This window comes from Diaminobutyricimonas aerilata, assembly GCF_002797715.1.
Lineage (GTDB): Bacteria > Actinomycetota > Actinomycetes > Actinomycetales > Microbacteriaceae > Diaminobutyricimonas > Diaminobutyricimonas aerilata.
The window spans coordinates 3,052,409-3,078,580 of sequence record NZ_PGFF01000001.1; the positions used below are offsets into that span (position 1 = coordinate 3,052,409).

Below are 26,172 nucleotides of genomic sequence, written 5' to 3' on the forward strand. Positions count from 1 at the left end.
AGCGCGTCGCACCGCGGTTCCCTTCGACAGGCTCAGGGAACGGGCCGGGGAACGAAACAGGGCGGACCCCATCGGGGTCCGCCCTGTCGTGCATCCGGGAGTTACTTCACCTTCTTGACCGTGTACTCGATGGTGTCGTGGCGCAGGATGTCGCCCGACACCTGCACCGCCTTGAAGGTGTGGTCGCCGTTCTTGAGCCCCTCCGTCGTGAACAGCGAGCGCTGGGTCAGGCGGCTGTCGGCGTGCGTGTCGACGGTGTCGACCAGCTTGCCGTCGAGGTAGATCTCCACCTCGCCCTGGTCGGGACCCATCGGGGCGATCCACTCGACGGCGGTTCCGCGGAACGCGACCTCGAACGAGGCGCCATCATCGGTGCTCGAGTGCACGTCGTCGCGGTGGTCGCCGCGGAACCGGAAGTCGAGCACGAGATCTCCCGAGGGCTGCGCCGCAAGGTACTCGGCCGACAGGGCGACGGTGCGCCCCTCGACGGTGTACTGCTCACCCGCGGTGAGCACGTCGTCGCCGTGCGCGATCGCCGTCAATTCCGCACCGTCGCGCAGCAGTCCGACCTCGACCGGAGTGGGCGCGGACTTGTCGAACAACGCCGTGTCGGCGACGAGCAGGCTGTCGAGCCGCACGTCGAGCCGGTCGAGCAGCATGAACGAACCGGACTTCTTCACGAGCCGCAGCGTGTGCGTGCCGTTCGGCAGGCCGTCGACGCTGTACAGCACCTGCTGCGCTCCACGGCCCTCTGCCCGGTAGGCGTTCACGGTCTGCTGGAACTCCCCGTCGAGGTACACGTCCACCTCGCCCTGGGACTCGTGCGTCTCCGTCACGTAGTCGATCCCCGTTCCGACGAAGGTGTGCTCGACGGCGTCGCCGTTCTTCTCCGCGTAGTGGACGTCGTCCTGGTGGTCGCCGAGTCCTCGATTCGTGCTGTGGTTCCAGGAACCCTGGTACGAGATCGCCGGGTCGTCGTCGTTGAGGGCGACGGTGCGAACGGATGCCGCCGGTGGCTGCTCGCCACCCGCGTCGGTGACCTTCACGGTGAGGGGCTGCGACTGGGCGGCGACCTCCTGGTTGCCGTTGCGGGTCCAGGTGCCGTCGTACGACACGCGCAGGTCATCGTCGGTGACGGTGAGTCGCGCACCCTTCGCCGGGGTGATCGTGAACAGCCGCGAGCCGTGGATGGGCACATCCTGAGCGACGTAGCCGCCGTCGATCTTGCCGAGCTCCTCGCCCGACCACACGTCCGTCACCGTCGCGGAGCCCTCGATGCCGATGTCGGAGAGCCGCACCTCGATGTCCGACTCGGTGCGGTCGAGGTTGAACACCGCCGCGGTGACCGTGCCGTCGGCGTTCGGGGCGTACCAGACCTGCTTGTCGGTCTCGGTGGAGACCGGGCGCGCCGGCACCCCGTTCTGGTTGACCGCGATCACGTCGTCGTTGGTGAGCAGTTCCAGCCCGTACTCGTCCAGGTTGGTCAGGTCGTTGCCGGTGTAGATCGGCACGGCGGACACCGCCCAGAAGGTCATCGCCGTGCGTCGTTCGTCACGGGTGAGGCCGTCCATCGCGCCGTTGCCGACGTTGAGCGAGTCGAAGTCGTTCCAGCCTCCGGGGCCGGCATGCCGCCACCACTGGGCGGCCTTCGAAAACAGTCGCGCGATGTTGTCCCATGTCGTCATGGCGTCATGGGCGCAGTAGCACTCCACGTCCCAGTCCACGCGCCATCCGTCGGCGTACTGCTTCCAGTAGTCGGCATAGCGGATGTCGAGAGCCCACGACAGCTCGAGCCAGATGTCGTGACGGTCGAGCGCTTGCGACCACGCCTTGACGTCGTCGCGGGCGTCCAGCGAGAGATCGCCGATGCCCGACCCGGGGGTCACGCTGTCGAACTTCACGAAGTCGACTCCCCATCCGGCGATCAGGTCGACGATCGAGTCGATGTACTTCTGCGAGCAGGGGTTCGAGAAGTCGATCTTGTAGCCGATGTCCCAGTAGTCCGCCTGCTGCAGCGGCTGGGCCGCGATGTCGCCCGTCGAGCAGCCCTCGGCGCCGTAGATCGGCAGGTCCGCCTCGTAGACCTCCGGCCCGATGCCGGGGATGAAGTAGAGCCCGAACTTCTGGCCGTTTTCGTGCACGTGATCGATGACCGCCTGCAGTCCGTTCGGGTAGAGCGTCTCGCTCGGCGTCGGCCGGCCGTATTCGTCGACGCCGCCGTTCCACCCGGCGTCGACGTTGATGTACTCGTAGCCGTGCGCCTGCAGCTTCTCGTGCATCGCGTCGGATTGGGCGATGAGCTGGTCGGCGGTGATCCACTGGCCGTTGCCGGAGTAGACCTGCATGCTGAAGCTGCTCCAGCCCATGTACGGCTTCGCGGCGGGGTCGCTCTCCGCAGCCGCGGGTGTCGCCGCGCCGGCGTCCGGCGCCGGCACAGGGGTGGCCGCGGCCCAAGACGGAGCAGTGAGGCAGAGGGCGCCGAGAGCGGTCGCGGTGAGTGCGGCGGCCATCCGGCCGCCCCTTCTCCGGGCAGGCGCGTGAGGGTGATCGACCATGTCGTTGTTCTCTTCCGTCGTCGTTGACCAGGGGTGCGGCCCCCAGAAGAGGGGTAGTCCACCGCGACCCGATGCGAGCGTGACAGAATTAATTACCGTCGTCAAGTAATCCGCGGAAAGGAACAGCCGTGTGGGCGCGTCGAAGTCGCCCCCGCCGAAGCAGCGGCTGAGAGCCTCCGGGGAAGCGCGTTCAGGTGGGGAAGGTCTGACGCACGGTCGCGCGGATGACCGACGCGGCGGCGCCGCGGGCCCAGTCGTCGAACGTGTGCTCCCGGGTGATGATCGTGCAGTCCACCGCGGCACCGAAAGCGTGGGCGGTGAACACGTCACGGATCCGCGATTCGTAGAGCTCGAAGTCGCGCATGCCCTCCCCCGCGACCAGCACCGTGTCGGGACCGGTGAGGTTCGCGACCACGGCGAGCGCCGCGCCGATGGCCGTACCGGCCCGATCGAAGGCGGCGACGGCAGCCCGGTCGCCCGCCCGGGCGAGTTCAGCGGCATCGGCGAACTCGAGGGCGTCGTTGCCGGAAGCAGCACGCACAGCCCGGAGGATCGCGCTCGACGACGCCACCGCCTCGACGCAACCGTGCCGGCCGCACACGCAGACCGCATCCATCGAGGCGAGCGGCAGGTGGCCGATCTCGCCGGCGACTCCGTGGGATCCGGCCACGACGTCGCCGTTGAGGAACAGGCCACAGCCGATGCCCCGACCGATGGTGACGATGGCGAACGAGCGGGAGTCGACGCCGACACCGAACCAGTGCTCCGCGATCGTGAGCGCACGCACGTCGTTGTCGATCATCACGGGACGCCCGAGCCGTTCGGTCAGCAGGCGCGCGAGGGGCACGCCGCTCCATCCCAGCAGCGGAGAGTCCCGCACGACACCGCCGTCGGTGTCCACGTCGCCGGACACGCTGACCCCGATCCCGACGAGGCGGTCGACGTCGTCGCCGAGTGCCGCGGTGAGCCTCCCCGCAACCTCCTCGACCGCATCGAGCACGGACTCGAGCGCCGTGTCTGCCAGCGGCAGGTGGACGGTATGCCGGATGTCCGCGGTCATGCCGGTGGCGACGCCGATGACCTCGTCGACGTTCACCTTGATTCCCAGCACGAGCAGGGCGTCGGGGACGACGGTGAGTGGGTACACCGGACGGCCCGGGGAGAGACCCGCCGGCAATTCGCCCGCGACCTGGATGAAGCCCTCAGCCACGAGCGGCGCGACCGCCTTCGTCACGGCCGCCTGCGACAGGCCGGTCTGGCGACCGACATCGATGCGGCCGATCGGGCCGTGCGTCAGGATGCGCGTGAAGATGTCGATCGACGCGGGCGTCTTCAGCCTGAGCCGGGAGCCCGGTCGTCCCTGCGCGGCCGTCGTCGTCATAACCTCTCCATCCTGTCAGCGCGCACCCGCGCGCACGAGAGGCACCGCATCGCCGGTGGCGATGCGGTGCCCCGATCCGTGCGGACTCAGCCCGCGAGGATCTCCTTGCTCTGCTCCGCCATCTCGGCGAACACGTCGGCGTCACGCTCGTGCGAGAAGTACGCCTCGAACAGCGGCTGCATCGTCGAGCCCATCTCCGACCCGTTGGCGTACGCCGGGGCCGGGTAGACCCACTCGTTCTTCGCGGCTTCGACGAAGACGCTCAGGTCGACGCCTTGTCCGAGCTGGTCGGCCGCGAGCGCGTCCATGGCGCCCGGGATGGAGGGGAAGAAGGATCCGCTCTGCAACGCCGCCTTCGTCTGGCACTCCTCGGTGCCCATGTACGACATCCACTTCCAGGCGTTCTCCTTGTTCTTGCTGCCCGCCCAGAGCTGGTTGCCGTTCGAGTTGCTCATCATCGACCGCGTCTCGCCATCGGGTCCCAACACCGTCGGCGCGATGCCGACCTTGGATCCGGGGAGCTTCGCGAACGTGGTGGCCGACCACGAGCCGCCCGAAGCCATGGCGATCGCGCCGGAGCCGAGCTGCTCGGTGTCTCCCACGGTGAACTGGCCGAACCCGGGCGCGATGCCCCGGTCGGTGAGACCGCGCAGGTACTCCATCGTCTTGACGAACTCGGGGTCGTCGTAGTTGAACTTGGTCGGCCACTTCTCGGGGTCGCCGATGCGCCAGCCGGTGGTCGACAGCATCGGGTTCCAGGTGGTCTGCCCGATGAAGTCGCCGGAACCGAGCGCGCCCACCCCGTATGTGGCGACCTTCGTCTTGTCGAAGCCGGGCTCGTCGGCGCGCACCCCGTTCTCGTCGACCGTCAGTCGCGCGGCGACCTTGTCGAAGGTGCCGCCGTCATCGGGGTTCCAGGTCATCGTCGCGATGTCCTCGGGGGTGAGGCCCGCCTCAGCCACCTTGTCGACGTTGTAGTAGAACGCGGTCGCCGCCCAGTCCAGCGGCAGTGCGTACTGCTCGCCGTCGGTGTACTGCCACGCCGACACACCGACGTTGTAGACGTCGAGGTCGAAGCCGGACTTCTCGATGTAGTCGGTGAGCGGCTCCAACTGGCCCTGCTTCGCGTACGCGTCGAAGAACTGCACGCTGTTCTGGAACGCGTCCGGCGCGTTGCCGGCGACGAAGCCGGCGGTGAGCTTCGTGAAGTAGTCGTCGACGGCGTACTGGGAGATCTCGACCTTGACGCCGGGGTTCTCCTTCTCGAAGCCGGGCAGGCACTCCTTGTACGAGACGGCCTGCTTCTCGTCCCAGGTCCACCAGTGCACGGTGCCGCCCGAAGAGCCTCCGCCGTCACCGCTCGCGCACGCGGCGAGCGGCAACGCGAGGGCGGTGGCGGCCAGCATCGGGATCAATGTCCTTTTCAGTGTTCTCTTCGTCATGGTTCCTCTTCGATCATGAATGTGATGGGGATGTGGCTCAGGGCCGGTCGAACACCCGGCGGAGCACGCGGAGCGCTCCGGCGAGGTCTTCGGATCCGCCTGCGTCGTGGCCGTTGTGCGGCCAGGTGACGATGTGGCGCTCCGCCGCCCACGCGTCGTGCACGGCGCGGACGGTCGAGGCGGGAGTGATGTCGTCGAGCTCGCCGATCGAGAACCAGGCGGGCGCGGTCGCGCGCCGGGCGAGGTTGACGGTGTCGAAATACGACAGGGTGCGTAGCACGGCGGTCTCGAGGTGCCGCGCGCGGGAGAGCAGGTCGGGGATCTCCCGGTACGGGTATCGGTCGGTGGCGGCGAGGGCGCGCGGGAAGTCGCTCAGCAACGGCGCCTGGGCGAGCACGGCCCGGATGTCCGTGCCGAGCACACCCGCAGCGATCGCGATCCCCGCGCCCTGGCTGTTCCCGACCGCAGCCACCCGCAGCGGGTCGACCGGGTCGAGGGAGCGCACGGCGTCGATGGCGCGCACCGCGTCGGTGAAGACCCGCCGGTAGTAGTACTCGTGCGGATCGAGCACCCCTCGCGCGAGGTATCCCGAGGGCGCGAATCCGTGCCCCGGGTCCTCCGTGCCGCCGTCACCTTGGCCGCGCGTGTCCATCACGAGGTGGGCGTACCCGGCGCTCGCGAAGAGCAGGTCGTCGATCGGCGCCCCGCGGCCTGCTCCGTAACCGGTGAAGTGCACGACGGCCGGACGCGGCTCGCGACGACCGCGCGGCACGCGCAGCCAGGCACGGATGGGGTGACCGCCGTACCCGGGGTAGGTCACGTCGAACACATCGACGGTCTCGAGGCCGCAGTCGACGGGCGCGAGCGTGACCGCCATGGGGACGGCTCGGGCCTCGGCGATCGTCGACTGCCAGAATTCATCGAAGTCGTGCGGCTCGGCGGTCATGCGGCCGCACCGGTCACGAGGGGCATGAGGTCGACGACGGTCTCGCCGGCCACGAGTGCCACCGTGATTTGCCGCCCCGCCCATGTGACGCCGGTCCGGTCGGGCGCGTCGTCGTGGAGTCGCCGCACGACGAGCCTGATCGGCACGCCTTCGGCCCAGGCGAGATCCACCTCGAGCGCGCCGGGCACGCGCGCGCCGCGCAGTTCGCCCTCCGGCCAGGTCGCGGGCAGGGCGGGCAGCAATCGCACGTCACCCTCGCGTGTGCCCAGGAGCATCTCGCGGATGCCCGCCGTGAACCCGTAGTTGCCGTCGAGCTGGAACGGTGGATGCGTCGAGAAGAGGTTGGGCAGCAGCCCACCCCACTCGGAGCCGTCGACGGGGGCGAGTCGGCGATGGTCCTTCTCGAAGGGTTCGGAGGCCTCCTCGAGCAGCGACCGCGCGACCTCGGCGTCCCCCAGCCGGGCGCGCAGCGCGATCTTCCACGCCCAGGACCAGCCCATCGCGCCCGGGCCACGTTGCTCGAGAGTGCCGCGGGCCGCCTGGGCGAGCTCCGGCGTCGACTCCGGGTCGATGAGCCCGAGCGGGTACACCGCGACCATGTGCGACATGTGCCGGTGGCCGGGATCGACCTCGACCACATCCGTGCCCCACTCCCGCAACCGCCCGTCGGCGGTGATGGCGAACCCGGGCATCCGGGGCAGGGCCGCGTCGATCTCGTCGAGCACGGGGTGGTGAACCTCGAGCACGGCGGCGGCGGTGCGGACGCGCTCGAACAGGGCCCTGATCACCGCGACGTCGAGGGTCGCGGATTCTGCGAGCGACTCCGGATGCCCGTCCGGCCCGCGGAAGAGGTTCTCCGGCGAGGTGGCGGGCACCGTGCGCAGTCCGCCGCGGCCGTCGTCGATCATCCAGTCGAGCGCGAATTCCGCCGCACCGAGCAGCACCGGCCAGGCGCGCTCGCGAAGGAATCCGCGATCGAGCGTGTAGGCGTAGTGCTGCCAGACGTGGTCGGTGAGCCAGAGCCCACCCATCATCCAGATCGCCCAGGAGGCGGGGCTGTGCCCGTTGCCGACCGGCAGCGACCAGCCCCACATGTCGGTGTTGTGATGGGCGACCCAGCCTCGGGTACCGTACAGCCGCCGCGCGGCAGGTGCACCGGTCGACGAGATCCGCTCGACGAGGTCCAGCAGGGGGCCGTGGCACTCGGCGAGGCCGGTGGACTCGGCCGCCCAGTAGTTCATCTCGGTGTTGATGTTGATCGTGTAGTTCGACGACCACGGCGGGCGTACGTCGTCGTTCCAGATGCCCTGCAGGTTGGCGGGCGGCGATCCGGGGCGCGAGGACGAAGCGAGTACGTAGCGGCCGAACTGGAACAGCACGGTCGCTACGAGGGCGTCATCGTCGCCGCGCAGCACTTCGGTGGCCACGTCGAACGAACCGCTGCGCCGACGCCCGATGCGTGCGCTGGATGCCCCGAGCAAGGCGCCGAGATCGGCGACGTGGTCGTCGAACAACCGCTGTGCGGAGCGGCCGACCGCGGCCTTTGCGAGCGCGGCGGTGCGGTGGATCAGTTCCTCGCGCGAGGGCTGCGCGACTCCGTTCCACCAGGCGCGCGCTGCGGTGTCCGTGCTGACCGTCAACACGATGCGGCGGGCTCCGCGGATGCGCAACGCCTCGTCGACCGCTTCGACCGTGCCGTCGGTGCGGACGGCGACCGAAGTGGCGCCGTACGCGTCGTACCCGTCCGACCCGTCCGCGTACCGGTGGGGCACGTCGACCGCCTCCTCGTGGATGGGCGCCCCGTCGACGGGCAGCTGCACGCCGAGCGTGAGCGTGCCATCCGTCGCGACGACCCGGTCCGGGCGCAGGGGCGTGGAGAGCGACAGCTCGAGCTCGATCGGGTGCTCCGCGTCGAGATGCACGACCACGGCGGCGTCAGGCGCAGAGGCCCAGCTCGTGCGGCGGATCTCTCCGCTCGGGGTCGAGAACAATTCGGTGAGCACGCCACGGTCGAGGTCGAGTTCGCGCGCTCCACCGGTCACCCCGGCCGCGAGGCAGGTCATTCGCAGGTCGGCGAGCGGCAGGAACTCCTGACTCCAGGGGCCCTCGAAGGTGTAGAGCAGCCGCTCGGCGGCGCGGTAGTCGCCCGCGTCGATCGCCGCCCGCACCTCGGCGAGGAGCTCCGGGCCCGCACCGCCCGCGACGAGGGCGTCGAGCGCCTCGTCGGTACGGTTCGGCGTTCCGGACCACCCGGTGGAGTCGTTGAGCTGCAGGCGGGCGTCGTCGAGGCCACCGACGAGCATCGCGCCGGTGCGGCCGTTGCCGAGCGGCGCCGCCTCCACCCACTCGCGAGCGGGCTCGGGCCAGCGCAAGCGCAGCGAGTGCTGCGCGTCGCCGAGGTCCAGGTCGAGATCGCTCACTTGAGACCCGTGAATCCGATCGAGTTGACGATCCGCTTGCCGAAGAACATGAACAGGATGAGCATCGGCAGCGCCGCCACAAGGGTCGCCGCCATGAGCCCCGCCCAGTCCGGCGCCGACTGCGGGGAGGACTGCTTGAACACGGCGAGCGCGAGGGTGAGCGGGCGCACCGAGTCGTCGCTCGTGACGAGCAGCGGCCAGAAGTAGTCGTTCCATGCCGTGATGAATCCGAGGATCGACAGGGTGATGATCGGCCCGGAGGTCATCGGCATGGTGATCTGGAACAGCACACGCAGCCGGCCGGCGCCGTCGATGAGCGCCGCCTCTTCGATCTCCTCGCTCAATCCGAGCATGAACTGGCGCAGGAAGAAGATGTTGAACGCCGAGAACAGCGCTCCGGGCAGGATCATGCCGGCGAAGGAGTTGAGCAGCCCGAGTTCCTTGATGAGCACGAAGTTGGGTAGCAGCGTGAGGATGCCGGGCACCATGAGGGCTGCGAGGAAGAGCGAGAACATGAGCTCGCGGCCGCGCCAGCGCAGCCGGGCGAACGCGTAGGCGGCGATGAGCGAGAAGAACACGATGAGCGCCGTCGAGACGGTCGCGTAGATGATCGAGTTGAGCAGGAAGTGCCCCAGTTCGATGGACGCGCCGGAGCCGCCCTCGGCGAGGGACTGCTCGGGCGTGGCGAGACCGAGCACTCGCGCGAAGGCGCCCCAGGTGAAGTCGACCGGCACGAGCGACGCGGGGTCCCGCACCAGCGCGTAGTTGTTCGACAGCGCCGTGCGCAGCATCCAGTAGAACGGGAACACGGTCACCAGCAGCACGAGGCCGATGTAGAGCCAGGCGATGCCGCGGCCGACGCTGAATCGGCGCAGGCTGCGTCCGCGCGGGCGTCGCGGTGCCGGGGCGGCCGGGCGGCCGAGGGCGGTCGCGGTCATGGTCGGCTCCTCTCGAGTCCGGATGCGGTCGGGTGGTCGGCCCGGTGCGGGGCGCTCAATTGGTGTCCGATTCGCTCGCGCGCATGAGGCGCATCTGCATGAAGGTGATGACGATGAGCATCGCGAACAGGGCGAGCGACATCGTGGCGCCGTATCCGAAGTCGAACTGTCCGAACGCCTTCTCGTAGATGTACATCTGCAGCACGTTCGATGCGTTCGCGGGGCCGCCCTTGGTGGTCACGGCGACGATGTCGAACACCTGGAACGATCCGATGACGGTGAGGATGAGCACCATCGCGAGGATGGGGCGCAGCAGCGGCAAGGTCAGGCGGCGGAACATCTGGATCTCGCTCGCCCCGTCGATGCGCCCCGCCTCGTAGATCGACGGCGGGATGGTCTGGAGGCCGGCGAAGATGATGATGGCGTTGTAGCCCATCGACTTCCACACGCTGATGAGCGCGATCGAGGGGATGGCCCAGGCCCGCGAACCGAGGAAGAGGATCGGTTCCCCGGTGATCGCCTCGATGAGCTGATTGACGATGCCGAGCTGCGCGTCGAGCATCCACGACCAGGTCGTCGCGGCGACGACGCCGGAGATGAGGAACGGCAGGATGATGATGCCGCGCACGATCGTCGACGAGGTGAGGCGGTGCAGCACCACGGCGGTCATGAGCGAGATCGCCATGCCGATGACGACCGACAGCACCACGAAGTAGACGGTGACCGCGAGCGACGACCAGAACACCGAGTCGCCGAAGAGCCGCACGACGTTGTCGAGGCCGGTCCAGGTCGGCGGCGTGAGCACCCGGAAGTCGGTGAAGCTGAGGTAGATGCCGCGTACGGTCGGATAGGCGGCGAAGACGAGGAATCCGACGAGGGCGGGAGTGATGAGGATCCAGGCGAGCCGTGCGTCGCCGCGGTGCGCCGGCGCGTGGGCGTTGATCGCGCCCGAGCGGCGTCGCCTCCCCTCGAGCGTGCGGGGTGCCCGTCGTGTCGCTGTCATCGCCATCGATTTCGCCGTTCCTGCCGTCGGAGGTGCTTCCCCCGAGTTGCGTGGCGAGCATATGCAGGGATAATTGATGCTGTCAAATAATTCGATGACGAAGGACTCCATGCCGCACGACACTCCGCCCGCCGTTCACCTCCGTGCCGCGGGCGTGTCCCTCGTCCTCGACCTCGGCCGCGACGTGCCGACGGTGCTGCACTGGGGCCCGGATCTCGGGGCTCTTCCCGCCACCGCCCTGAGCGCGCTCGTCGCCACCTCGGCGACCGCTCTGCTGCACAACTCGCCCGACGTGCCGCGCGTGTTCTCGCTCCTCCCGGGCGAGTTCGAGAACTGGTCGGGCACCCCTGCGCTGACGGGTCACCGGGCTGGGGAGGCGCTCACCCCGCGGTGGCGCCGCACCTCCGTCGAGGTGCAGGCGGACGGCGGCGCGGGAGGTTCCGTGGCGCTCGGTCTCGACGATCCCGCGTCCGGCCTCGCGCTCGAACTCGTGGTGACCCTCGGCGCCGAGGGCCTGGTGCGCATCCGGCAGTCGTTCCGATCCACGGCACCTGTCGACGCCGCCGACCTCGACCTCGCCTCCGTCGTGACGCTGCTGCCCGTGCCGTCCCGCGGGCAGGAAGTGCTCGATTTCACCGGCAAGTGGAGTCGCGAGCGTCAGCCGCAGCGCACGCCGCTCGTCGACGGCACCCACGCGCGACGGGTGCGGCGTGGCAAGCCCGGGGTCGACTCCCCGTACCTGCTGGCCGTCGGCACACCGGCGTTCGGAGCACGCACCGGCGAGGTGTGGGCAGCGCACGTGGCGTGGAGCGGTGACGCCGAGTGGCTCGTCGAGCGGTTGCCCGAAGGCGCGGGCGCGTTCTCCGCGGCGCTCGGCGGCGGCGAACTGCTGCGCGCCGGCGAGGTGCGCCTCGCCGCCGGCGAGCGGTACGAGTCCCCCGAGGTCGTCTACGCGTACTCGAGCACCGGCCTCGACGGCATCGCCGATCGCTTCCATGCCGCGCTGCGGGCGGATCGCCGCCGACCCGGCGCACAGCCCCTCGTACTCAACACGTGGGAGGCCGTGTACTTCGACCACGACCTCGCCCGTCTCACCGAGCTCGTCGATCGCGCCGCTTCCGTCGGGGTCGAGCGGATCGTGCTCGACGACGGCTGGTTCCGCGGACGCCGCGACGACCACGCCGGGCTCGGCGACTGGCAGGTGGATGCGGGCGTATGGCCGGAGGGACTCGACCCGTTCGTGGAACGCGTCCGGGCGCACGGCATGCAGTTCGGCCTGTGGTTCGAGCCGGAGATGATCAACCTCGATTCCGAGCTGGCACGCCGACACCCCGAGTGGATCCTCGGCCCGACCGCGGGGCTCGCCGCGCCGTCGCGTCACCAGTACGTGCTCGACATCGCACATCCTGAAGCGTTCGAGTACCTGTACGACAGCATCGCCGAGCTCGTCGAGCGACACCGCATCGACTTCCTCAAGTGGGACCACAACCGCGATCTCGCCGAGGCTGTGCGCCGCACCGCCGGAGGGCGAGCGGGGGTGCACGAGCAGACGCTCGCGCTGTACGCCCTGCTCGACCGGTTGCGCGAGCGGTTTCCTACGCTCGAGATCGAGTCGTGCGCGTCGGGCGGGGGACGCGTCGACCTCGGTGTGCTCGCCCGCACCGACCGGGTGTGGACCTCGGACTGCAACGACCCCATCGAGCGGCAGCGCATCCAGCGCTGGTCGGAACTGCTGTTGCCGCCCGAGCTCCTCGGCTCGCATGTCGGCGCGGCACGTTCGCACACCACGAACCGGATGAGCGACCTCTCGTTCCGCCTCGCGACGACCCTGTTCGCCTCTGCCGGAATCGAGTGGGACATCACCACCTGCAGCGCCGACGAACTCGACCGGTTGCGCGCCTGGGCCGATCTGTACAAGGAGGTGCGCGAGCTCGTCGCAACGGGCCGCCGTGTGCACGCGGACCTCGCCGACGACCAGACGCTGCTGCACGGCTCCGTCGCGGCCGACGGCTCGCGCGCGCTGTACGCGTGGGCACGGCTCGACACCTCGCCGGCGGGACAGGCGGGCCGGGTGCCGTTCCCCGGGCTCGACCGCGGACGCGACTACCGGATGCGCGTGCGGCGCGAGCTCGGCGACGTGTCACTGCACCAGGGCGCCGGACCGGAGTGGCTCGAGAGCGCCGACGCCGACGGCGTGGTGCTGCCCGGCGTCGTGCTCGGTGAGGTCGGCGTGCCGCTTCCGACGCTCAACGCCGGTCAGGCGCTCGTGTTCGACCTCGTCGCCGTCTAGCGGCCGCACAACGGTTCCCTTCGACGAGCTCAGGGAACGCACACGCCCGCTGAGCCCGTCGAGCGTGCCCTTTGGCGACGCGATCGAGCCGATTTCGGCCCGGATGTGTCGCGAACGGGCACGCTCGACGGTCCCTTCGACAGGCTCAGGGAACGGATCGGGCACACGGAGCGCGGGCTCAGGAGCTGAGCCGGGTCCACTCCTCGTACGGGGTGAAGGGCACCAGCGGCGGGCGTTCGGCCGTCGTCGTCAGGTCGAGACGGCGACCCTCCCGCGCCGAGGCGAGCAGTGCCGTCATGACCTCGAGCACGTGCAGGGCGACCTCGCCGCTCGCGCGGCTTCCGCGGCCCGTGACGTGGTCGAGCAGGCCGATGCCGCGGCCCGCGTTCTCGTAGCCCGCGCGTTCCTGCACGGGCGACCATCCGGCGTCGCCGATGCGGCGCATCCGCACCTCCCCGTCGAACATGTTCGGGTCGGGCAGCGACAAGGACGCCGTCTCGCCGTGGATCTCGAGCGGCGCCGCGCCGCTGTCGACGGCGTCGAAGCTGAAGGTCACCGTCGACAGCGCGCCGCCGACGTGCTCGAGCACGCCGGTCACGTGGGTGTCGACCTCCACCGGGATCTGCTCGCCGGCGCGCGGTCCGGAGGCGATGCGCCGCACCTCCTTCGGCCGCGACGACGCGCCGGAGACGCGGGCCACCGGTCCGAGCAGGTGCACGAGCGACGTGAGGTAGTACGGCCCCATGTCGAGCAGCGGACCGCCGCCGTCCCGGTAGTAGAAGTCGGGGTGCGGATGCCACGACTCGTGCCCGGGCGAGACCCACGACGCGGTCGCGGCGACGGGGCGGCCGATGCCTCCCCCGTCGACCACGGCGCGAGCGGTCTGGATGCCCGTGCCGAGCACCGTGTCGGGCGCGCATCCGACCCACGCCGACCCGGTCGCATCCATGACGGTGCGGGCCGCGTCGAGCGTGGCCGCGAGCGGCTTCTCGCCGTACACGTCCTTGCCGTGGCTCAACGCCGCGAGGGCGACCTCGGCGTGGGCCGCCGGGATGGTGAGGTTGAGCACGGTCTGCACCGACGGGTCGGCGACGAGTTCCTCGACGGTGAGCGCCCGGCATCCGGGGAACCGGTCGGCGACCTCCGCCGCGCGCGCCATGTCGAGGTCGGCCGTCGCGGCGATGCGCACCGCCGGGTGCGACCCGAGGGTCTTCAGGTACTGCGCGGAGATGACCCCGAGCCCGACTATGCCGATTCCGTGCGGCTCGCCCACAGCATCCCCCGTTCGATGATCGTGCGTACGTTGGCGTCGCGGAGCACGTCTGGGCTGTGCCCGGGCGTTGCGACGAAGATGCGGCCGCGGCCCCACTCGCGCGTCCAGACGGCGGGCGACGTGATCGGACGGTGCCACGGGTGGTACGGCTGCACGGGGTGCGTCGTCGTCGCGAGCACGTCGTTGAGGTCGTCGGCGAGCACCCAGTACTGCTCGGTGTGCAGCGTGAAGTCGTCGAGTCCGGCGAGGATCTCGTGGGCGCGTCCCAGTTCGGTGAGCTCGACCGTGTAGTCGAGGAAGTTGTCCGCCTCGCCGCCCGCCCGCTCATCCGGATGCTTGGCCGGATGGGTCGCGAACTGCCCGCCGATGAGCTGCAGGTAGTCGGAGCTGTTGCGGTACGAGTCGGCGATACCGCCGTGCCATCCGGCGAGCCCGGTGCCATTCTCGACCGCGGTGCGCAACCCGGTGAGGGCCTCGCCGGAGATCTCCGACATCGTGACGCTCTGCACGATGAGGTCGGTGCGCGCCATGAGGTCCGGGTCGGCGTAGACCGCGTTGCTCTCCTCCACCCGCACCTCGAACCCGTTCTCGCGCAGGAAGGGGATGAACAGCTCGGTGGCCTCGACGGGACTGTGCCCCTCCCAGCCGCCTCGCACGACGAGGGCGTGGCGCATGGTCATCGCGGGTCTCCTTCCACCGGGATGTACCGGCTCTGTTCGGCGGCGCTGCGGTCGACGGCGTCGAGCACGCGCTGCACCTGCGTCGCCTCGGCGAAGGTCGGATGCACGGTGCCGCCGTCGACCACGGCGCGCACGAAGTCCACCACCTGGTGGGAGAACAGGTGCTCATAGCCGAGCCCGTGGCCGGCCGGCCACCAGGCGTCCGCGTACGGATGCTCGGGCTCGGTCACCTCGATGCGACGGAAGCCCTGCTCGCCGGCGGGCAGGGTCGCGTCGTAGAAGCGCAGCCCGTTCATGTCGGCGAAGTCGAACGAGATCGCGCCGCGGTCGCCGTTGATCTCGATCCGGTTCGAGTTGCGGTGCCCGGTCGCCATGCGGGTCGCCTCGAAGACGCCGAGAGCACCGTCGGCGAAGGTGGCCGTGAACGCGGCCGCGTCGTCCACGGTGACCTCCTGGCGGGGCGCGTCGGCGCTGCCGCGACCGCCCAGTCCCACGCGCTCGTCGAGGTGGGGACGGCTGGGAACGAAGGTGCGCAGCATCGCCGAGACCCCGGTGATGTCGGATCCGGTCAGCCACTGGGCGGTGTCGATGCTGTGCGCGCCGATGTCGCCGAGCGCCCCGGAGCCGGCTCGCGTGCGGTCGAGACGCCAGGTGAACGGGGCGTCGGGGTCGCTCAGCCAGTCCTGCAGGTACTGCGCGCGCACGTGGCGGACCTCGCCGACCCGCCCCTGCTCGATCAGACGCCGGGCGAGCGACAGCGCCGGGGTGCGACGGTAGCTGAAACCGCACATGCTCACGACGCCGCGGGTAGCCGCGCTCTCTGCTTCGGCGGCCATCCGTTCGGCGTCGGCCAGGTCGTTCGCGAGCGGCTTCTCGCACAGCACGTGCTTGCCGGCGGCGAGCGCCGCGAGGGCGATCTCGACGTGCGTGTCACCCGGGGTGCAGATGTCGACGATGTCGATGTCGTCGCGGGTGACCGCCGACCGCCAGTCGTCCGTCGACTCCGGGACCCCGAACGCGGCGGCCGCGGTGACGGCCCGGGACGCGTCGCTGCCCGCGAGCAGCGCGGCCTCGACGCCGCGCGGCAGGTCGAAGAAGCGTGGTGCGGTGCGCCAGGCGTGGGCGTGCATCCGCCCCATGAATCCGGTTCCGATGATGGCCACTCGCAACGGTGCTGTCGTCATCGACCTCTTCCCCTCCGCGTCGACGGGTGCTGAACGCATCAACGATGCCATCGCGACTCGCGATCCGACGGCGAGTTGCGCAAAATGGAGGATGCCCGTCGCCGCTCGTTCCACCCTCGCCCTCGTCGCGCAGACCGCCGGGGTGAGCGTGTCGACGGCGTCGCGCGCGCTGCGCGGACTGGGCGAGATGTCGGCCGAGACCCGCGCCCGCGTGCTGCGGACCGCCGAAGGCCTCGGCTACCCGGCGGCCGGTCGGCGGCTCGGCCGCCCACGCCGCAGCGCTTCGCTCAGCATCGACCTCGTGCTCGGTAGCTACCACGACCCGTACACCGAGGAGGTGACCGCCGGTGCTCGCACGGCGGCCACCGCGCTCGGCTACGACCTCGTGCTCACCGCGGAACGCGACGATCCCGACGACGACTGGCCGGTGCGGGTGCGGGCGCGCGGCACGGCCGGTGTCATCCTCGGCGTGATCGTGCCGACGAGCACCCAGCTGGCCGTGATGCGCGCGGCGGGCATCCCCGTCGTGCTGCTGGATCCGCCCTCCGAACGGTTGCCAGAGCTGCCGAGTGTGCGCACGACCGACCGGGCGGGCGGCGCGGCCGCGGCCCGGCACCTCGTCGAACGCGGCGCCCGGCGCTTCATCGTGATCGGCGGCACGCCGTCGTACCGCTACGGCCGCGCTCGCGTCGACGGCTTCACGACGGCCCTCGCCGAGGCGCTCCCCGGCGCGCCGGTCGTGCACACGAGCGCGCAGTGGGGAGCCGCGGATGCCCGACGCGCCTGCGCCGGTGCTCTTGCGGAACTCGACGGCGACGGCCCGATCGGGCTGTTCGCGTGCTCGGACGAGATGGCGGCCGGCGCCTATCGGGCGATCGCCGCCGCGGGACTGTCGGTTCCCCGCGATGTGCTCGTCGTCGGTTTCGACGACGTGCGCGCGGCACGCTGGCTGCATCCGCCGCTGACGACGATCCGGCAGCCGATCCGCGAGATGGCCGCCGCTGCGGTGCATGCCCTCGCGTCGACCGCAGCCGGAACGCCGCCCCCGAGCACGCCGGTCGAGCTGCCGACGGAGCTCATCGTGCGGGGCTCGACCCGGCTCGATCGGGGCGACTGAACGTCGCGGGCACGCCTCGGTTCAGCGGGTGCGGTACCGCGTGGCGACGACGCCGTTGCCGAACCGTCGCTCCTCGACGAGCGAGAGCTCGAGTCGCACACCGTCGGGGAGCGCCCGCAGCCCGCCACCGACGAGGATCGGGCACGTGATGAAGTAGTACTCGTCGACGAGACCGGCGCGGATGGCCGTGGCCGCGAGGGTGGGACCGCCGATGGTGAGCGGGTCGGTCGCCTCGTCCTTCAACCGACGGAGGGTCGGGACGTCGAGGGTGCGCAGCAGGGTGGTGCGCCTGGTCTCGACGGCGTCGAGGGTCGACGACACGACGACCTTCTCGCGCGCCCGCCATGCCCGCGCCCATGCCGCTTCCTCCGCGGTGTCCCCGTCGAAGGCCTCCCAGACCTTCATGGTCTCGTAGAGCCGGCGACCGTAGATCTCGGTGCCGGTGCCCGCCGCGAGTTCGTTGACGTAGTCGAACACCTCGGCGTCCGGCGCGCTCCAGTCGAAGTCGCCATGCTCGTCGGCGATGTACCCGTCGAGTGAACCGATCACCCCGTAGACGAGGTCGGCCATCAGAGAATCTCACGCGTCGTCGACATGTCCACAAAGTACACATCCGAAGGTGCGCGGTCGACCTCACATTTCCTGCTTCTATCGGGTCGAGTAGACAGCGGCGCATCGCCCGCACCGCGCGCCCGTCCCATCGGGTCCCCCACGACGTACGAGGAGAACAGTCATGCGGATCGCAGTCGCCGGAGGAACCGGCACCGTCGGACGACACCTGGTCGCGGCGGCGCAGGCACGGGGACACGAGGTGACCGTGCTGTCACGCAGCTCGGGGGTGGACGTGCTGGCGGGCACGAACCTCGACCCGGCGCTCGCGGACGTGCCGGTGGTCATCGATGTGCTGAACCTCACGTCGCTGTCGAAGCGCAAGTCCGTCGCGTTCTTCGAGCGCGCGACGCAGAACCTCCTCCGCGCCGAGGCGCGCGCGGGCACCGCGCACCACGTCGCCTTGTCCATCGTCGGGATCGACCGGATCGACGCGTCGTACTACGCCGGCAAGCTCGCCCAGGAGCGACTCGTCAGCGCCTCGGAGGTGCCGCACACCATCGCCCGCGCGGGACAGTTCCACGAGTTCGCCGAGCAGGTCGTCGGACAGGCGACCTTCGGCGGCGTGTCGATGGTGCCGCGGCTGCTGGGGCGGCCCGTCGCCGCGAGCGAGGTCGCCGAGCACCTGGTCTCGATCGCCGAAGGGGCCCCACTCGGCCGCGCATCCGATCTCGTCGGCCCGCGGAACGAGACGCTCGCCGACATGGTGCGCCGCATGTACGCGCACGACGGCATCCGGCGCCGGGTGCTCGAGGCGCGCCTGCCGGGACGGTATGGCCGAGGCCTCGCCTCGGGCGACCTGCGCGGCTCCGGATCGGCGACCGTAGCGAAGGTCGGCTTCGACGAATGGCTCTCGTCCGGGCATCGACGCCGGTGAACTTCCGCCACCGCGGAACGAGAAAGCCCCGGTCCCTCAGGACCGGGGCTTTCCCCGTGGCGGTGACGGTGGGATTTGAACCCACGGTGGGTGTAAGCCCACACAACTTTTCGAGAGTTGCACCTTCGGCCGCTCGGACACGTCACCGCCGAAGAGCTTAGTACATTCACGGCGAACGCCCGATCCTCCCGGTTATCGTGCGCTGATGCCTTGGTTCCTCGTCGCAATCGTCGTCGCCCTCGGGGGCGGGATCGCCGGGTGGGTGCGGTGGCTCGTGCGCCGCCGCGGCGTCTGGTTCATCCGCCTCAACGACGCGATCCCCGTGAACGCGCACTACTGGCGCGAGCGGATGGCCCGGCACGGCGAGTACCTGTACGTGGCGATCGGCGATTCCGCCGCGCAAGGCATCGGGGCGAGCCGACCCGGCCGCAGTTACGTCGGCATGATCGCCCGGCACGTCCGCACCGTCTCGCCCGCGAAGTGGCGGGTGGCCAACCTGTCCGTCTCCGGCGCCACCGTCTCGCTCGCGCTGAAGAACCAGCTGCCCAAGCTCCGCAAGCTCGAGCCGGACCTGTGCACGGTCGCGATCGGCGCCAACGACATCGCCGCCTTCGACCCGGAGCGGTTCGAGCGCGACCTGCGCGCCCTGTACTCCGCCCTGCCGTCGCACACGATCGTCGCCGACGTGCCGTGCTTCTACTTCAACCCGCGCGAACGGATCGTGCGGCAGGCGAACGAGATCCTCCGCCGCGTCGCGGGCGAGTTCGGACTCGAGGTCGTGCCGCTGCACGAACTCACCCGGCGGCAGGGCGCCCGCGGCATCGTCACGCAGTTCGCGGGCGACCTGTTCCACCCGAACGATCGCGGCTACGCAGTGTGGGCCCGCGCGTTCGAACCGGCGGTGGATGCGCGACTGCGGTCGACCGGACTGGGCGCCGGTGCCCTCGACGCGGACGACCCGCGCTCGACGGTCGGCGATCCCCTTCCGGTGAGCGCGCCGGAGGCCGACGCTCCGCGCGGTTCCTAGGGCGGCCTCGTCATCGGTCGCCGGGCGCGATTGCCCCGGCCTCCGCGCGCCGCCTAGCCTGCTGGGGGCGGGTGACCGCCGCCGACGGAAGGGTCCACCCATGAGCTACATCAGGTCAGCCGCGTTCGACGAGACGGGATACGTCATCCTCGACGCCTACGACCAGGCGAGCGACCCGAAAGAGTGGCTCGACCTCGAGTACGTGGACTGGAGGTCGTCGGGGGTCACCCGGTTCGCACCGCTCGCGAGCGCGTTCGGCGAGATGGAGGTCGACGGGTTCTGGAACCACACCCCTCCCCGCACCGACAAGGACGGCGTGTGGGTGCGGGCGAACGTCGAGAAGGCGCCGCGGTTGAAGGCGCGCGCCGAGGAGCCCGGGGCGAACGTCGGCCGCTGCCGGGTGATCGAGCTGCAGCCGAACGGATACGCGGACGCGCTGTTCAACCAGCACCAGGACGACAACAACCGGCTCAACCCCGACAACTCCGGGTGGATCGTGCGCGGCTTCTTCAATCTGAGCGACGACCGCGAGTCGCTCATGATCCTCCGCGAGGACCGCCTCGATCCGTCGACGGAGACGCGGATCGCCCTGCCTGCCGGCACGCAGCTCATCGTCGACACGCAGCGCCTGTGGCACTCGGTGTGGCATCAGGGCACCGAGCCGCGGTACTGCCTCATCACGTCCTGGGAGTCGGGTCGCGAACTCGATGCGTACATCGAGAGGTGGAACGGACGCAGCCGCTCCGAGAGCGCGCCGCTCGCCCCGGGCGTGCAGGACGCTGCGCAACGGCTCTTCGAGGAGAGGCTCGAGGCGCGGGCCCGTGCGCAGGCCACGCGGGGCCGCGTCGAGCGCGGCGCCTACGAGGGTTGAGCCCCGCACACACGAAGCGCCCCTGCACTCCGTTGTGCAGGCGCGCTCCGCGTATCAGGTGATGGGGGCGTGCCCCATCCGCGGGACACGTTAGTCCGCTCGGGTTCCCTGCGACGGGACCGAGTCCGAACCGTTACACGGATGCGCCCCGCCGCTGCACAGCCGCCGTTCACACGCGCCGGATACGATCGGCGTGCGCCCGATGGGCCAGCGGACGAGGGAGCAGTACCCGCACACGACAAGACTGACTCGGAAGGGTTCCGTCGTGTTGTGGATCGTGCTCGTGCTCTCCGGAGTTCTCGAGGCGGTGTGGGCCTCCGCGCTCGCGGCGTCGAAGGGGTTCCGGCGCCCCGGTCCGACCGTCGTCTTCGTGGCGGCGCTCTTCGTCAGCATGGCCGGGTTGGCCCTCGCGATGACGGGGCTGCCGACGGGCACGGCGTACGCGGTGTGGGTCGGCATCGGCGCGACCCTCACCGTCGCGTGGGGCATGCTCACCGGACGGGAGCGGGCGACCTGGGGTCGCAGTCTGCTGCTCGTGCTGCTCGTCGGTTGTGTCGCCGGACTCAAGGCGGTGAGCTGACGTGCCGTGGCTCGTGCTGCTCGTCAGCGCCGTGTTCGAGGCCGTCTGGGCCACGGCGCTCGGTCAGTCCGCCGGGCTGACCCGCCCGGTGCCCACCGTCGTCTTCGCGCTCGCGCTCCTCGTCAGCATGATCGGACTCGGCTGGGCCGCCCGGCACATCCCCATCGGCACCTCGTACGCCGTGTGGGTGGGTGTCGGCGCCGCGCTCACCGTGGGCTACGCGATGGCGACGGGGGCGGAACCGGTGTCGCCATGGCGCCTGGTGTTCCTCGCCGGAATCGTCGGCGCGGTGATCGGGCTGAAGCTCGTGCCCTCCCGGCCGCGCGACGACCGGCCGGAGCGCGTCGGGGAGGCGACGCGACCGGCATCCGAGCGCACCTAACCGGCGACGGTCGTCGCGACGGCGAGCAGCACCGTGCCGGAATGCACGAGCACGACCGCGACGTCCTCGAGGTCTTCGCGGATCGTCGCGCGCTGTTCCTCCGAGACGATGCAGACGGGCCCGCCGACCGGCATGATCACCCAGTCGGCCGCCACGGCGACCTCGTACATCAGGTCCCACGCGACCTCGCCGGTCACGTGCGTGAACATGAGCCCGTTCACGGGGGTGTCGTCGGCGCCATACACCTCGGCATCGCCGTCCGCGGTGATGATCGCTCCGCGGGACTCGTCGAAGTAGGGGCCGAGCACACGCTGCACGGCCTCGCTCTTGTCGGCGGGGGCGTCGGCGAAGTCCTGCAGGAAGATGTCCATGCTCACGGCGCCATCCTGATGCATGCGCCTCCCCTGCACCAGCGCGCCCCCTCCACACCCCAGCGGCGCGAGGGCCCGGTGTCCGCGGCGACGCCTAGGCTGAACGCATGGCCCGCACCACCGCGAACTTCCGCTGCACGGAATGCGGATGGACCACCCTCAAGTGGGCCGGTCGCTGCGGTGAATGCCAGTCGTGGGGCACCATCGTCGAGGCGGATGCCCCCACCCGCACGATCGCGCCGGCGCGCGTGGCCGCGTCGCGCGCCGCCCGCCCGATCACCGAGGTGGGCGTCGAGAGCGCCGCCCGCTGGCCCAGCGGCATCGCGGAGTTCGACCGGGTGCTGGGCGGCGGCATCGTGCCCGGCGCGGCCATCCTGCTCTCCGGCGAACCCGGCGTCGGCAAGTCCACGCTGCTGCTCGAGGTCGCTTCCCGCGCGGCCCGGCAGGGCAGCCGGGTGCTCTACGTCAGCGCCGAGGAATCCGTCAACCAGGTGCGGATGCGCGCCGAGCGCACCGGTGCGCTGAGCGACAACCTCTACCTCGCCTCCGAGACCGATCTCGCGACGATCCTCGGCCAGATCGACCAGGTGGTCCCGCAGCTCGTGATCGTCGACTCCGTGCAGACGGTGTCATCCGCGATGTCGGAGGGACTCGCCGGCGGACCGGCGCAGGTGCGCGAGGTGGCGGCGACGCTCACCCGCATCGCCAAGGAACGCGACCTGCCCGTGCTGCTCGTCGGGCACGTCACGAAAGACGGCTCGATCGCCGGCCCTCGGCTGCTCGAGCACCTCGTCGACGTCGTGTGCTCGTTCGAAGGCGACCGGCAGACGGCGCTGCGATTCATCCGTTCGCTCAAGAACCGTTTCGGACCGACGGATGAGGTGGGCTGCTTCGAGATGACCGGCGACGGCATCGCCGAGGTGCCCGACCCGAGCGGACTGTTCCTCTCGCGCAGCAGCTCTCCGGTGAGCGGCACGTGCGTCGCGATCGCCGTGGAAGGCCGCCGGGCGATCCCCGTCGAGGTGCAGGCGCTCATCGTCAAGAGCGCCGCTCCGCAGCCCCGACGAGTGGTCAACGGTGTCGACTCGTCGCGGGTGGCGATGCTGCTCGCGGTGCTCGAGCGCCGGGCGGGCATCAAGCTCTCCGATCACGACGTCTATGTGTCGACGGTCGGCGGCATCCGCCTGCAGGAGCCGGGCGCCGACCTCGCGATCGCCCTCGCGCTCGCGAGCGCGCAGCGGGAACGGGCGCTGCCGCACACGCTCGCCGCGGTCGGCGAGATCAGCCTCGCCGGCGAGATCCGCCCCGCGTCATCCGGCCGTCAGCGACTCGCCGAGGCGAAGCGCCTCGGTTTCAGCGAGGTGCTCGACAGCTCGCGGCACAATCTGAGCGATGCGATCCGGCGCGCGTTCATGCGCGCCGCGCCCGACCTCGTGCAGGTGCCGGACTTCTAGGGCGCTACTCGGCCTCGAGTTCGAGCGCCTTCACGATCTCGGCGGGCTCCGCCTGCATCGCGTGCGGTCCGGCGAGGTCGAACACGACCGCCTCGAGCAGACCCTCGTTCTGGGCGACGAAGTCGTGCAGCTGCGCCCGGTCGTACATGACCACGCGCTGGTTCTGCTCCGTCGGAGTCATCGCCACGTAGTTCGCCACCGAGGAGAACAGCAGCAGCATGTACTTCTCCGCACCCTCGCGGCGGAACACCCGCACCTGGTCGGGTCCCGGCGCATCCAGCAGCGGCACCACGACCTTGCCGTGACGCAGCGCGAGCGCGACGGCGGCGGTATCCTGCTTCTCGAGCGCATCCGCCAGCTGGGGCGACTGGTAGTTCCGGTCGTCGGACTGGATCGGTCGTGCCATGCCGTCCAGGCTAGCGAATCCGCCCGGGCTCGCCGGATGCGCGGCGACTCAGTTGAGCAGGAACTGCCGGGTCTCGTCGCTCGTGATCTCGCCGACCGTCACGGCGAGGTGGTAGCTCGCGCCGCCGCCGGGCACGAGCGGACGCTCCGCCTCGCAGGTGCTCGGGTCGGACCGGGTGCGATCCCACGGGATGGGGGCGGGTGAGACCGGCTCGTTCGGCTGCAGGATCATCTCCTGCGCTTGCGGGGCGCTCTGGCAGTGCTTCGACGACCAGATGGTGTCGGGTCCGCTCGTGATCACGTACTCCTGCACATCCGACCCGACCGGCAGGAGGCACGGCGCGGTGCCGGTGTTGACGAGCGAGAACGACAGCTGCGGCGTCTCCTCGGGCGCGTAGGTGCCCTTGTCGGTGACGGCGGTGAGCGTGACGCTGCCGGGCGAGCAGGCCGGGGCGTCGCCATCGGCCTCGATCGGCTCGGGCGTCGGCGAGGAGCTCTCGGCGGTGCCCGCGGTGTCGGCCGGCTTGTCGTCTCCCCCGGCGGACTGCGCGGAACCCGGGCGCACGACGATGAGCACGATGACGAGGATGACGGCGAGCAGTCCCAGCAGCACGATCAGACGGCGGCGCCAGTAGACCTTGGCCGGCTGGGGGCCGACGGGATTGCGGAACGTCGACATGCGGTCAGGGTACGTCGCGACCCGCCGTGCGCCGTGCACCCACGCCGCGCGCCGCCGCAACGCCGCTATCGTCCCCGCCGAGCGTGCCCGCGACAGCAGCGAGCGCGGACCCGTTCCGCGGCACGCCGGTGTGACGGCAGCTCCGGCGGCGCGTCGCGCCGGGGATCCGCGCTCAGTGCCGCGGCACGCCGACCGGTCGAAGCGGCTGAAGATCGGGCCCGGTTGCCGGCTGGCTCACATCGACAGGCTCGGGGAACGGTCGCGGAGCCTGTCGAAGCGACTCAGTCCAGGGTCTTGAGCATGCGGGTGTTGCCGAGCGTGTTCGGCTTCACCCGGGCGAGCTCGAGCATCTCGGCGATGCCCTCGTCCGGGGAGCGCACGATCTCGGCGTAGACCTCCGGCGGGATGAGGTCGTCGCCGATCTCGACGAAACCGTGCCGCCCGAAGAAGTCGACCTCGAAGCTGAGGCAGAACAGCCGCTGCACGCCGAGGTCGCGCGCCTGGTCCTCCAGGGCGAGCAGGATCGCGTGCCCGACGCCGCGCCCCTTCCACTCCGGCAGCACCGCGAGCGTGCGTACCTCGGCGAGGTCCTCCCACACGACATGCAGCGCACCGCATCCGATGATCTCGCCCGCGTCGGACTCGGCGACGCGGAACTCCTGCACGGTCTCGAAGAGCACGACGCGGTCTTTGCCGAGCATGATGCGCGACTGCACGAAGGGTTCGAAGAGGTGCTCGATCGCGGCGACATCGCTCGTGCGCGCGCGACGCACGTGGAACCCCTCGCTCACGCGGCCACCTCTCGACTCGGGATTCCGACCCTACTCCTCGAGCAGCGCACCGATCCGCGCGACGAACTCGGCGATGCGCGCCGCGGCGGCCCCGCCGTCGAGATCGGGGTTGTAGATGACGACACTGGCCCCACGGCAGCCGGGCACCGAGAGCACGGCGTCGACGACCGCGTCGAGCTCGTGCCAGTCGAGTCCGCCGGGTTGCGGGTAGTCCACGGCGGCGAGCGCCGCCGTGGAGAGCACGTCGAGGTCGATGTGCACCCACCAGGCCCCGGATGCGCGCGCCGCCGTCTGCCGTACGGCGTCGGCGAGGTCGTCGGAGGTCGCGCGCGCGAGCCACTCGGCGTCGTGCATCCGCACCAGGGAGCCGACGCGCGGAACGCCCGCCGCCTCGAGCTCGTCGGCGTCGCGCGGCCCGAGCACGAGCACTCTGCCGGGATCGATCAAGCGCCCGAGCGGCGGCGGCGCCGCCACGAGCCCGAGCGCGATCCCCAGCTCGCTGTCCGCCGCCTCACCACTCGTCGCGTCGCTCGGGGGCCAGGCGTCCTCGTGCCCGTCCACGAAGACGAGACCGAGCGGATGAGCGGCGAGCGCGCCGAGCATCACCGGGCAGTCCCCGCCGATCACGACGGGGGTGCGCGACTCCGCCCATGCGCGAGTCACCGCGGTGCGCACGTCGTCGACCATCGCCCCGAGGGCGTGCTCGGCGAGGAACCCATGCTCACCCCGTTCGGCGACCGCACCCCGCACGGTGATCGGATGCCGTGTGACGGTGCCGAGCATGTCGTGCAGACCGCGATCGGCGAGCGCGGCGGGCATCCGGGCGACTCCGGAATCGGTTCCGGCCGAATTGAACGGCACCTCGATGAGCGCGATCATGCGCACACGCTACGCGCG

At 70.6% G+C, this 26,172-nt stretch carries 24 protein-coding genes, 1 tRNA gene and 1 riboswitch; of the genes, 8 read left to right on the forward strand and 17 right to left on the reverse strand.

The window, feature by feature from the left end; translation table 11 throughout:
* Positions 1 to 101: 101 nt before the first annotated feature.
* The 7 genes from CLV46_RS14560 to CLV46_RS14590 all read right to left on the reverse strand — a co-directional run bounded on the left by CLV46_RS14560 (position 102) and on the right by CLV46_RS14590 (position 10,685).
* Positions 102 to 2,510 carry a X2-like carbohydrate binding domain-containing protein gene (locus CLV46_RS14560; protein WP_245866896.1) on the reverse strand — a complete coding sequence of 803 codons (2,409 nt, stop codon included), beginning with the start codon at positions 2,508 to 2,510 and terminating at the stop codon, positions 102 to 104.
* 235 nt (positions 2,511 to 2,745) lie between these two features.
* A complete protein-coding gene (locus tag CLV46_RS14565) occupies positions 2,746 to 3,936 on the reverse strand; it encodes an ROK family transcriptional regulator (RefSeq protein ID WP_100365448.1) in 1,191 nt (396 codons plus the stop codon).
* 86 nt (positions 3,937 to 4,022) lie between these two features.
* Positions 4,023 to 5,378, reverse strand: coding sequence for an ABC transporter substrate-binding protein (locus CLV46_RS14570; RefSeq protein WP_245866898.1), 1,356 nt, complete (start codon positions 5,376 to 5,378; stop codon positions 4,023 to 4,025).
* Between the two features lie 37 nt (positions 5,379 to 5,415).
* Complete coding sequence (locus CLV46_RS14575; protein ID WP_100365450.1) at positions 5,416 to 6,324, reverse strand: acetylxylan esterase; 909 nt, start codon at positions 6,322 to 6,324, stop codon at positions 5,416 to 5,418.
* On the reverse strand, positions 6,321 to 8,744 hold the full coding sequence (locus CLV46_RS14580) for a glycoside hydrolase family 95 protein (protein WP_157802347.1): 2,424 nt from the start codon (positions 8,742 to 8,744) through the stop codon (positions 6,321 to 6,323). The genes CLV46_RS14575 and CLV46_RS14580 overlap by 4 nt, the downstream gene beginning before the upstream one ends.
* Positions 8,741 to 9,682, reverse strand: coding sequence for a carbohydrate ABC transporter permease (locus tag CLV46_RS14585; protein ID WP_100365452.1), 942 nt, complete (start codon positions 9,680 to 9,682; stop codon positions 8,741 to 8,743). The genes CLV46_RS14580 and CLV46_RS14585 overlap by 4 nt, the downstream gene beginning before the upstream one ends.
* 55 nt (positions 9,683 to 9,737) lie before the next feature.
* Positions 9,738 to 10,685 (reverse strand): carbohydrate ABC transporter permease, encoded by a 948-nt coding sequence (locus CLV46_RS14590; protein WP_245866901.1) that lies wholly within the window; start codon positions 10,683 to 10,685, stop codon positions 9,738 to 9,740.
* Positions 10,686 to 10,779: 94 nt separating this feature from the next.
* On the opposite strand from CLV46_RS14590, the gene CLV46_RS14595 reads away from it, so the two are divergent.
* Positions 10,780 to 12,975: an alpha-galactosidase gene (locus tag CLV46_RS14595; protein WP_245866904.1), complete on the forward strand. Its 2,196-nt coding sequence runs from the start codon at positions 10,780 to 10,782 to the stop codon at positions 12,973 to 12,975.
* A 178-nt stretch (positions 12,976 to 13,153) separates the two neighbouring features.
* On the opposite strand, the gene CLV46_RS14600 is transcribed toward CLV46_RS14595, so the two are convergent.
* Genes CLV46_RS14600 through CLV46_RS14610 form a run of 3 tightly spaced genes read right to left on the reverse strand, consistent with a single transcriptional unit; the run spans position 13,154 to position 16,112 of the window.
* Positions 13,154 to 14,248: a Gfo/Idh/MocA family protein gene (locus CLV46_RS14600; protein ID WP_100365454.1), complete on the reverse strand. Its 1,095-nt coding sequence runs from the start codon at positions 14,246 to 14,248 to the stop codon at positions 13,154 to 13,156.
* A complete protein-coding gene (locus CLV46_RS14605) occupies positions 14,221 to 14,928 on the reverse strand; it encodes a ThuA domain-containing protein (RefSeq protein ID WP_100365455.1) in 708 nt (235 codons plus the stop codon). The genes CLV46_RS14600 and CLV46_RS14605 overlap by 28 nt, the downstream gene beginning before the upstream one ends.
* Positions 14,925 to 16,112, reverse strand: coding sequence for a Gfo/Idh/MocA family protein (locus CLV46_RS14610; RefSeq protein WP_100365456.1), 1,188 nt, complete (start codon positions 16,110 to 16,112; stop codon positions 14,925 to 14,927). Before CLV46_RS14610 ends, CLV46_RS14605 begins: the two co-directional genes overlap by 4 nt.
* 91 nt (positions 16,113 to 16,203) lie before the next feature.
* On the opposite strand from CLV46_RS14610, the gene CLV46_RS14615 reads away from it, so the two are divergent.
* Positions 16,204 to 17,229 carry a LacI family DNA-binding transcriptional regulator gene (locus CLV46_RS14615; protein WP_100365457.1) on the forward strand — a complete coding sequence of 342 codons (1,026 nt, stop codon included), beginning with the start codon at positions 16,204 to 16,206 and terminating at the stop codon, positions 17,227 to 17,229.
* Positions 17,230 to 17,250: 21 nt separating this feature from the next.
* Here the strand turns inward: CLV46_RS14615 and CLV46_RS14620 are convergent, their stop codons facing one another.
* Positions 17,251 to 17,799 carry a dihydrofolate reductase family protein gene (locus CLV46_RS14620; protein ID WP_100365458.1) on the reverse strand — a complete coding sequence of 183 codons (549 nt, stop codon included), beginning with the start codon at positions 17,797 to 17,799 and terminating at the stop codon, positions 17,251 to 17,253.
* A gap of 163 nt (positions 17,800 to 17,962) precedes the next feature.
* Here CLV46_RS14620 and CLV46_RS14625 point away from each other — a divergent pair, with 163 nt between their 5' ends.
* Positions 17,963 to 18,715, forward strand: a complete 753-nt coding sequence (locus CLV46_RS14625) for an SDR family oxidoreductase (RefSeq protein WP_100365459.1) — start codon at positions 17,963 to 17,965, stop codon at positions 18,713 to 18,715.
* Between the two features lie 57 nt (positions 18,716 to 18,772).
* On the opposite strand, the gene CLV46_RS14630 is transcribed toward CLV46_RS14625, so the two are convergent.
* Positions 18,773 to 18,862, reverse strand: a tRNA-Ser gene (locus tag CLV46_RS14630).
* Positions 18,863 to 18,920: 58 nt separating this feature from the next.
* Between CLV46_RS14630 and CLV46_RS14635 the strand changes: the two genes are divergently transcribed.
* From CLV46_RS14635 to CLV46_RS14650, 4 genes are all read left to right on the forward strand, one after another.
* Positions 18,921 to 19,742 carry an SGNH/GDSL hydrolase family protein gene (locus CLV46_RS14635; protein ID WP_100365460.1) on the forward strand — a complete coding sequence of 274 codons (822 nt, stop codon included), beginning with the start codon at positions 18,921 to 18,923 and terminating at the stop codon, positions 19,740 to 19,742.
* A 100-nt stretch (positions 19,743 to 19,842) separates the two neighbouring features.
* Positions 19,843 to 20,613: a hypothetical protein gene (locus CLV46_RS14640; RefSeq protein ID WP_100365461.1), complete on the forward strand. Its 771-nt coding sequence runs from the start codon at positions 19,843 to 19,845 to the stop codon at positions 20,611 to 20,613.
* A 192-nt stretch (positions 20,614 to 20,805) separates the two neighbouring features.
* Positions 20,806 to 20,867, forward strand: a riboswitch (guanidine-III (ykkC-III) riboswitch).
* 11 nt (positions 20,868 to 20,878) lie between these two features.
* Positions 20,879 to 21,193, forward strand: coding sequence for a DMT family transporter (locus CLV46_RS14645; RefSeq protein ID WP_100365462.1), 315 nt, complete (start codon positions 20,879 to 20,881; stop codon positions 21,191 to 21,193).
* Position 21,194: 1 nt separating this feature from the next.
* A complete protein-coding gene (locus tag CLV46_RS14650) occupies positions 21,195 to 21,575 on the forward strand; it encodes a DMT family transporter (protein ID WP_100365463.1) in 381 nt (126 codons plus the stop codon).
* Here CLV46_RS14650 and CLV46_RS14655 read toward each other — a convergent pair.
* Positions 21,572 to 21,952: a hypothetical protein gene (locus CLV46_RS14655; RefSeq protein ID WP_157802348.1), complete on the reverse strand. Its 381-nt coding sequence runs from the start codon at positions 21,950 to 21,952 to the stop codon at positions 21,572 to 21,574. The two genes, CLV46_RS14650 and CLV46_RS14655, sit on opposite strands and share 4 nt — an antisense overlap.
* Positions 21,953 to 22,053: 101 nt before the next feature.
* Here CLV46_RS14655 and radA point away from each other — a divergent pair, with 101 nt between their 5' ends.
* A complete protein-coding gene (radA, locus tag CLV46_RS14660; protein ID WP_100365465.1) occupies positions 22,054 to 23,400 on the forward strand; it encodes a DNA repair protein RadA in 1,347 nt (448 codons plus the stop codon).
* A 4-nt stretch (positions 23,401 to 23,404) separates the two neighbouring features.
* Here radA and CLV46_RS14665 read toward each other — a convergent pair whose 3' ends face one another.
* From CLV46_RS14665 to CLV46_RS14680, 4 genes are all read right to left on the reverse strand, one after another.
* Positions 23,405 to 23,806 carry an SseB family protein gene (locus CLV46_RS14665; protein ID WP_100365466.1) on the reverse strand — a complete coding sequence of 134 codons (402 nt, stop codon included), beginning with the start codon at positions 23,804 to 23,806 and terminating at the stop codon, positions 23,405 to 23,407.
* Positions 23,807 to 23,854: 48 nt separating this feature from the next.
* Entirely contained in the window at positions 23,855 to 24,484 is a 630-nt protein-coding gene (locus CLV46_RS14670) for a hypothetical protein (RefSeq protein WP_100366084.1), read from the reverse strand.
* A 281-nt stretch (positions 24,485 to 24,765) separates the two neighbouring features.
* Complete coding sequence (locus CLV46_RS14675; protein WP_100365467.1) at positions 24,766 to 25,275, reverse strand: amino-acid N-acetyltransferase; 510 nt, start codon at positions 25,273 to 25,275, stop codon at positions 24,766 to 24,768.
* A gap of 30 nt (positions 25,276 to 25,305) precedes the next feature.
* On the reverse strand, positions 25,306 to 26,154 hold the full coding sequence (locus CLV46_RS14680) for an arginase family protein (protein ID WP_100365468.1): 849 nt from the start codon (positions 26,152 to 26,154) through the stop codon (positions 25,306 to 25,308).
* Positions 26,155 to 26,172: the final 18 nt, after the last annotated feature.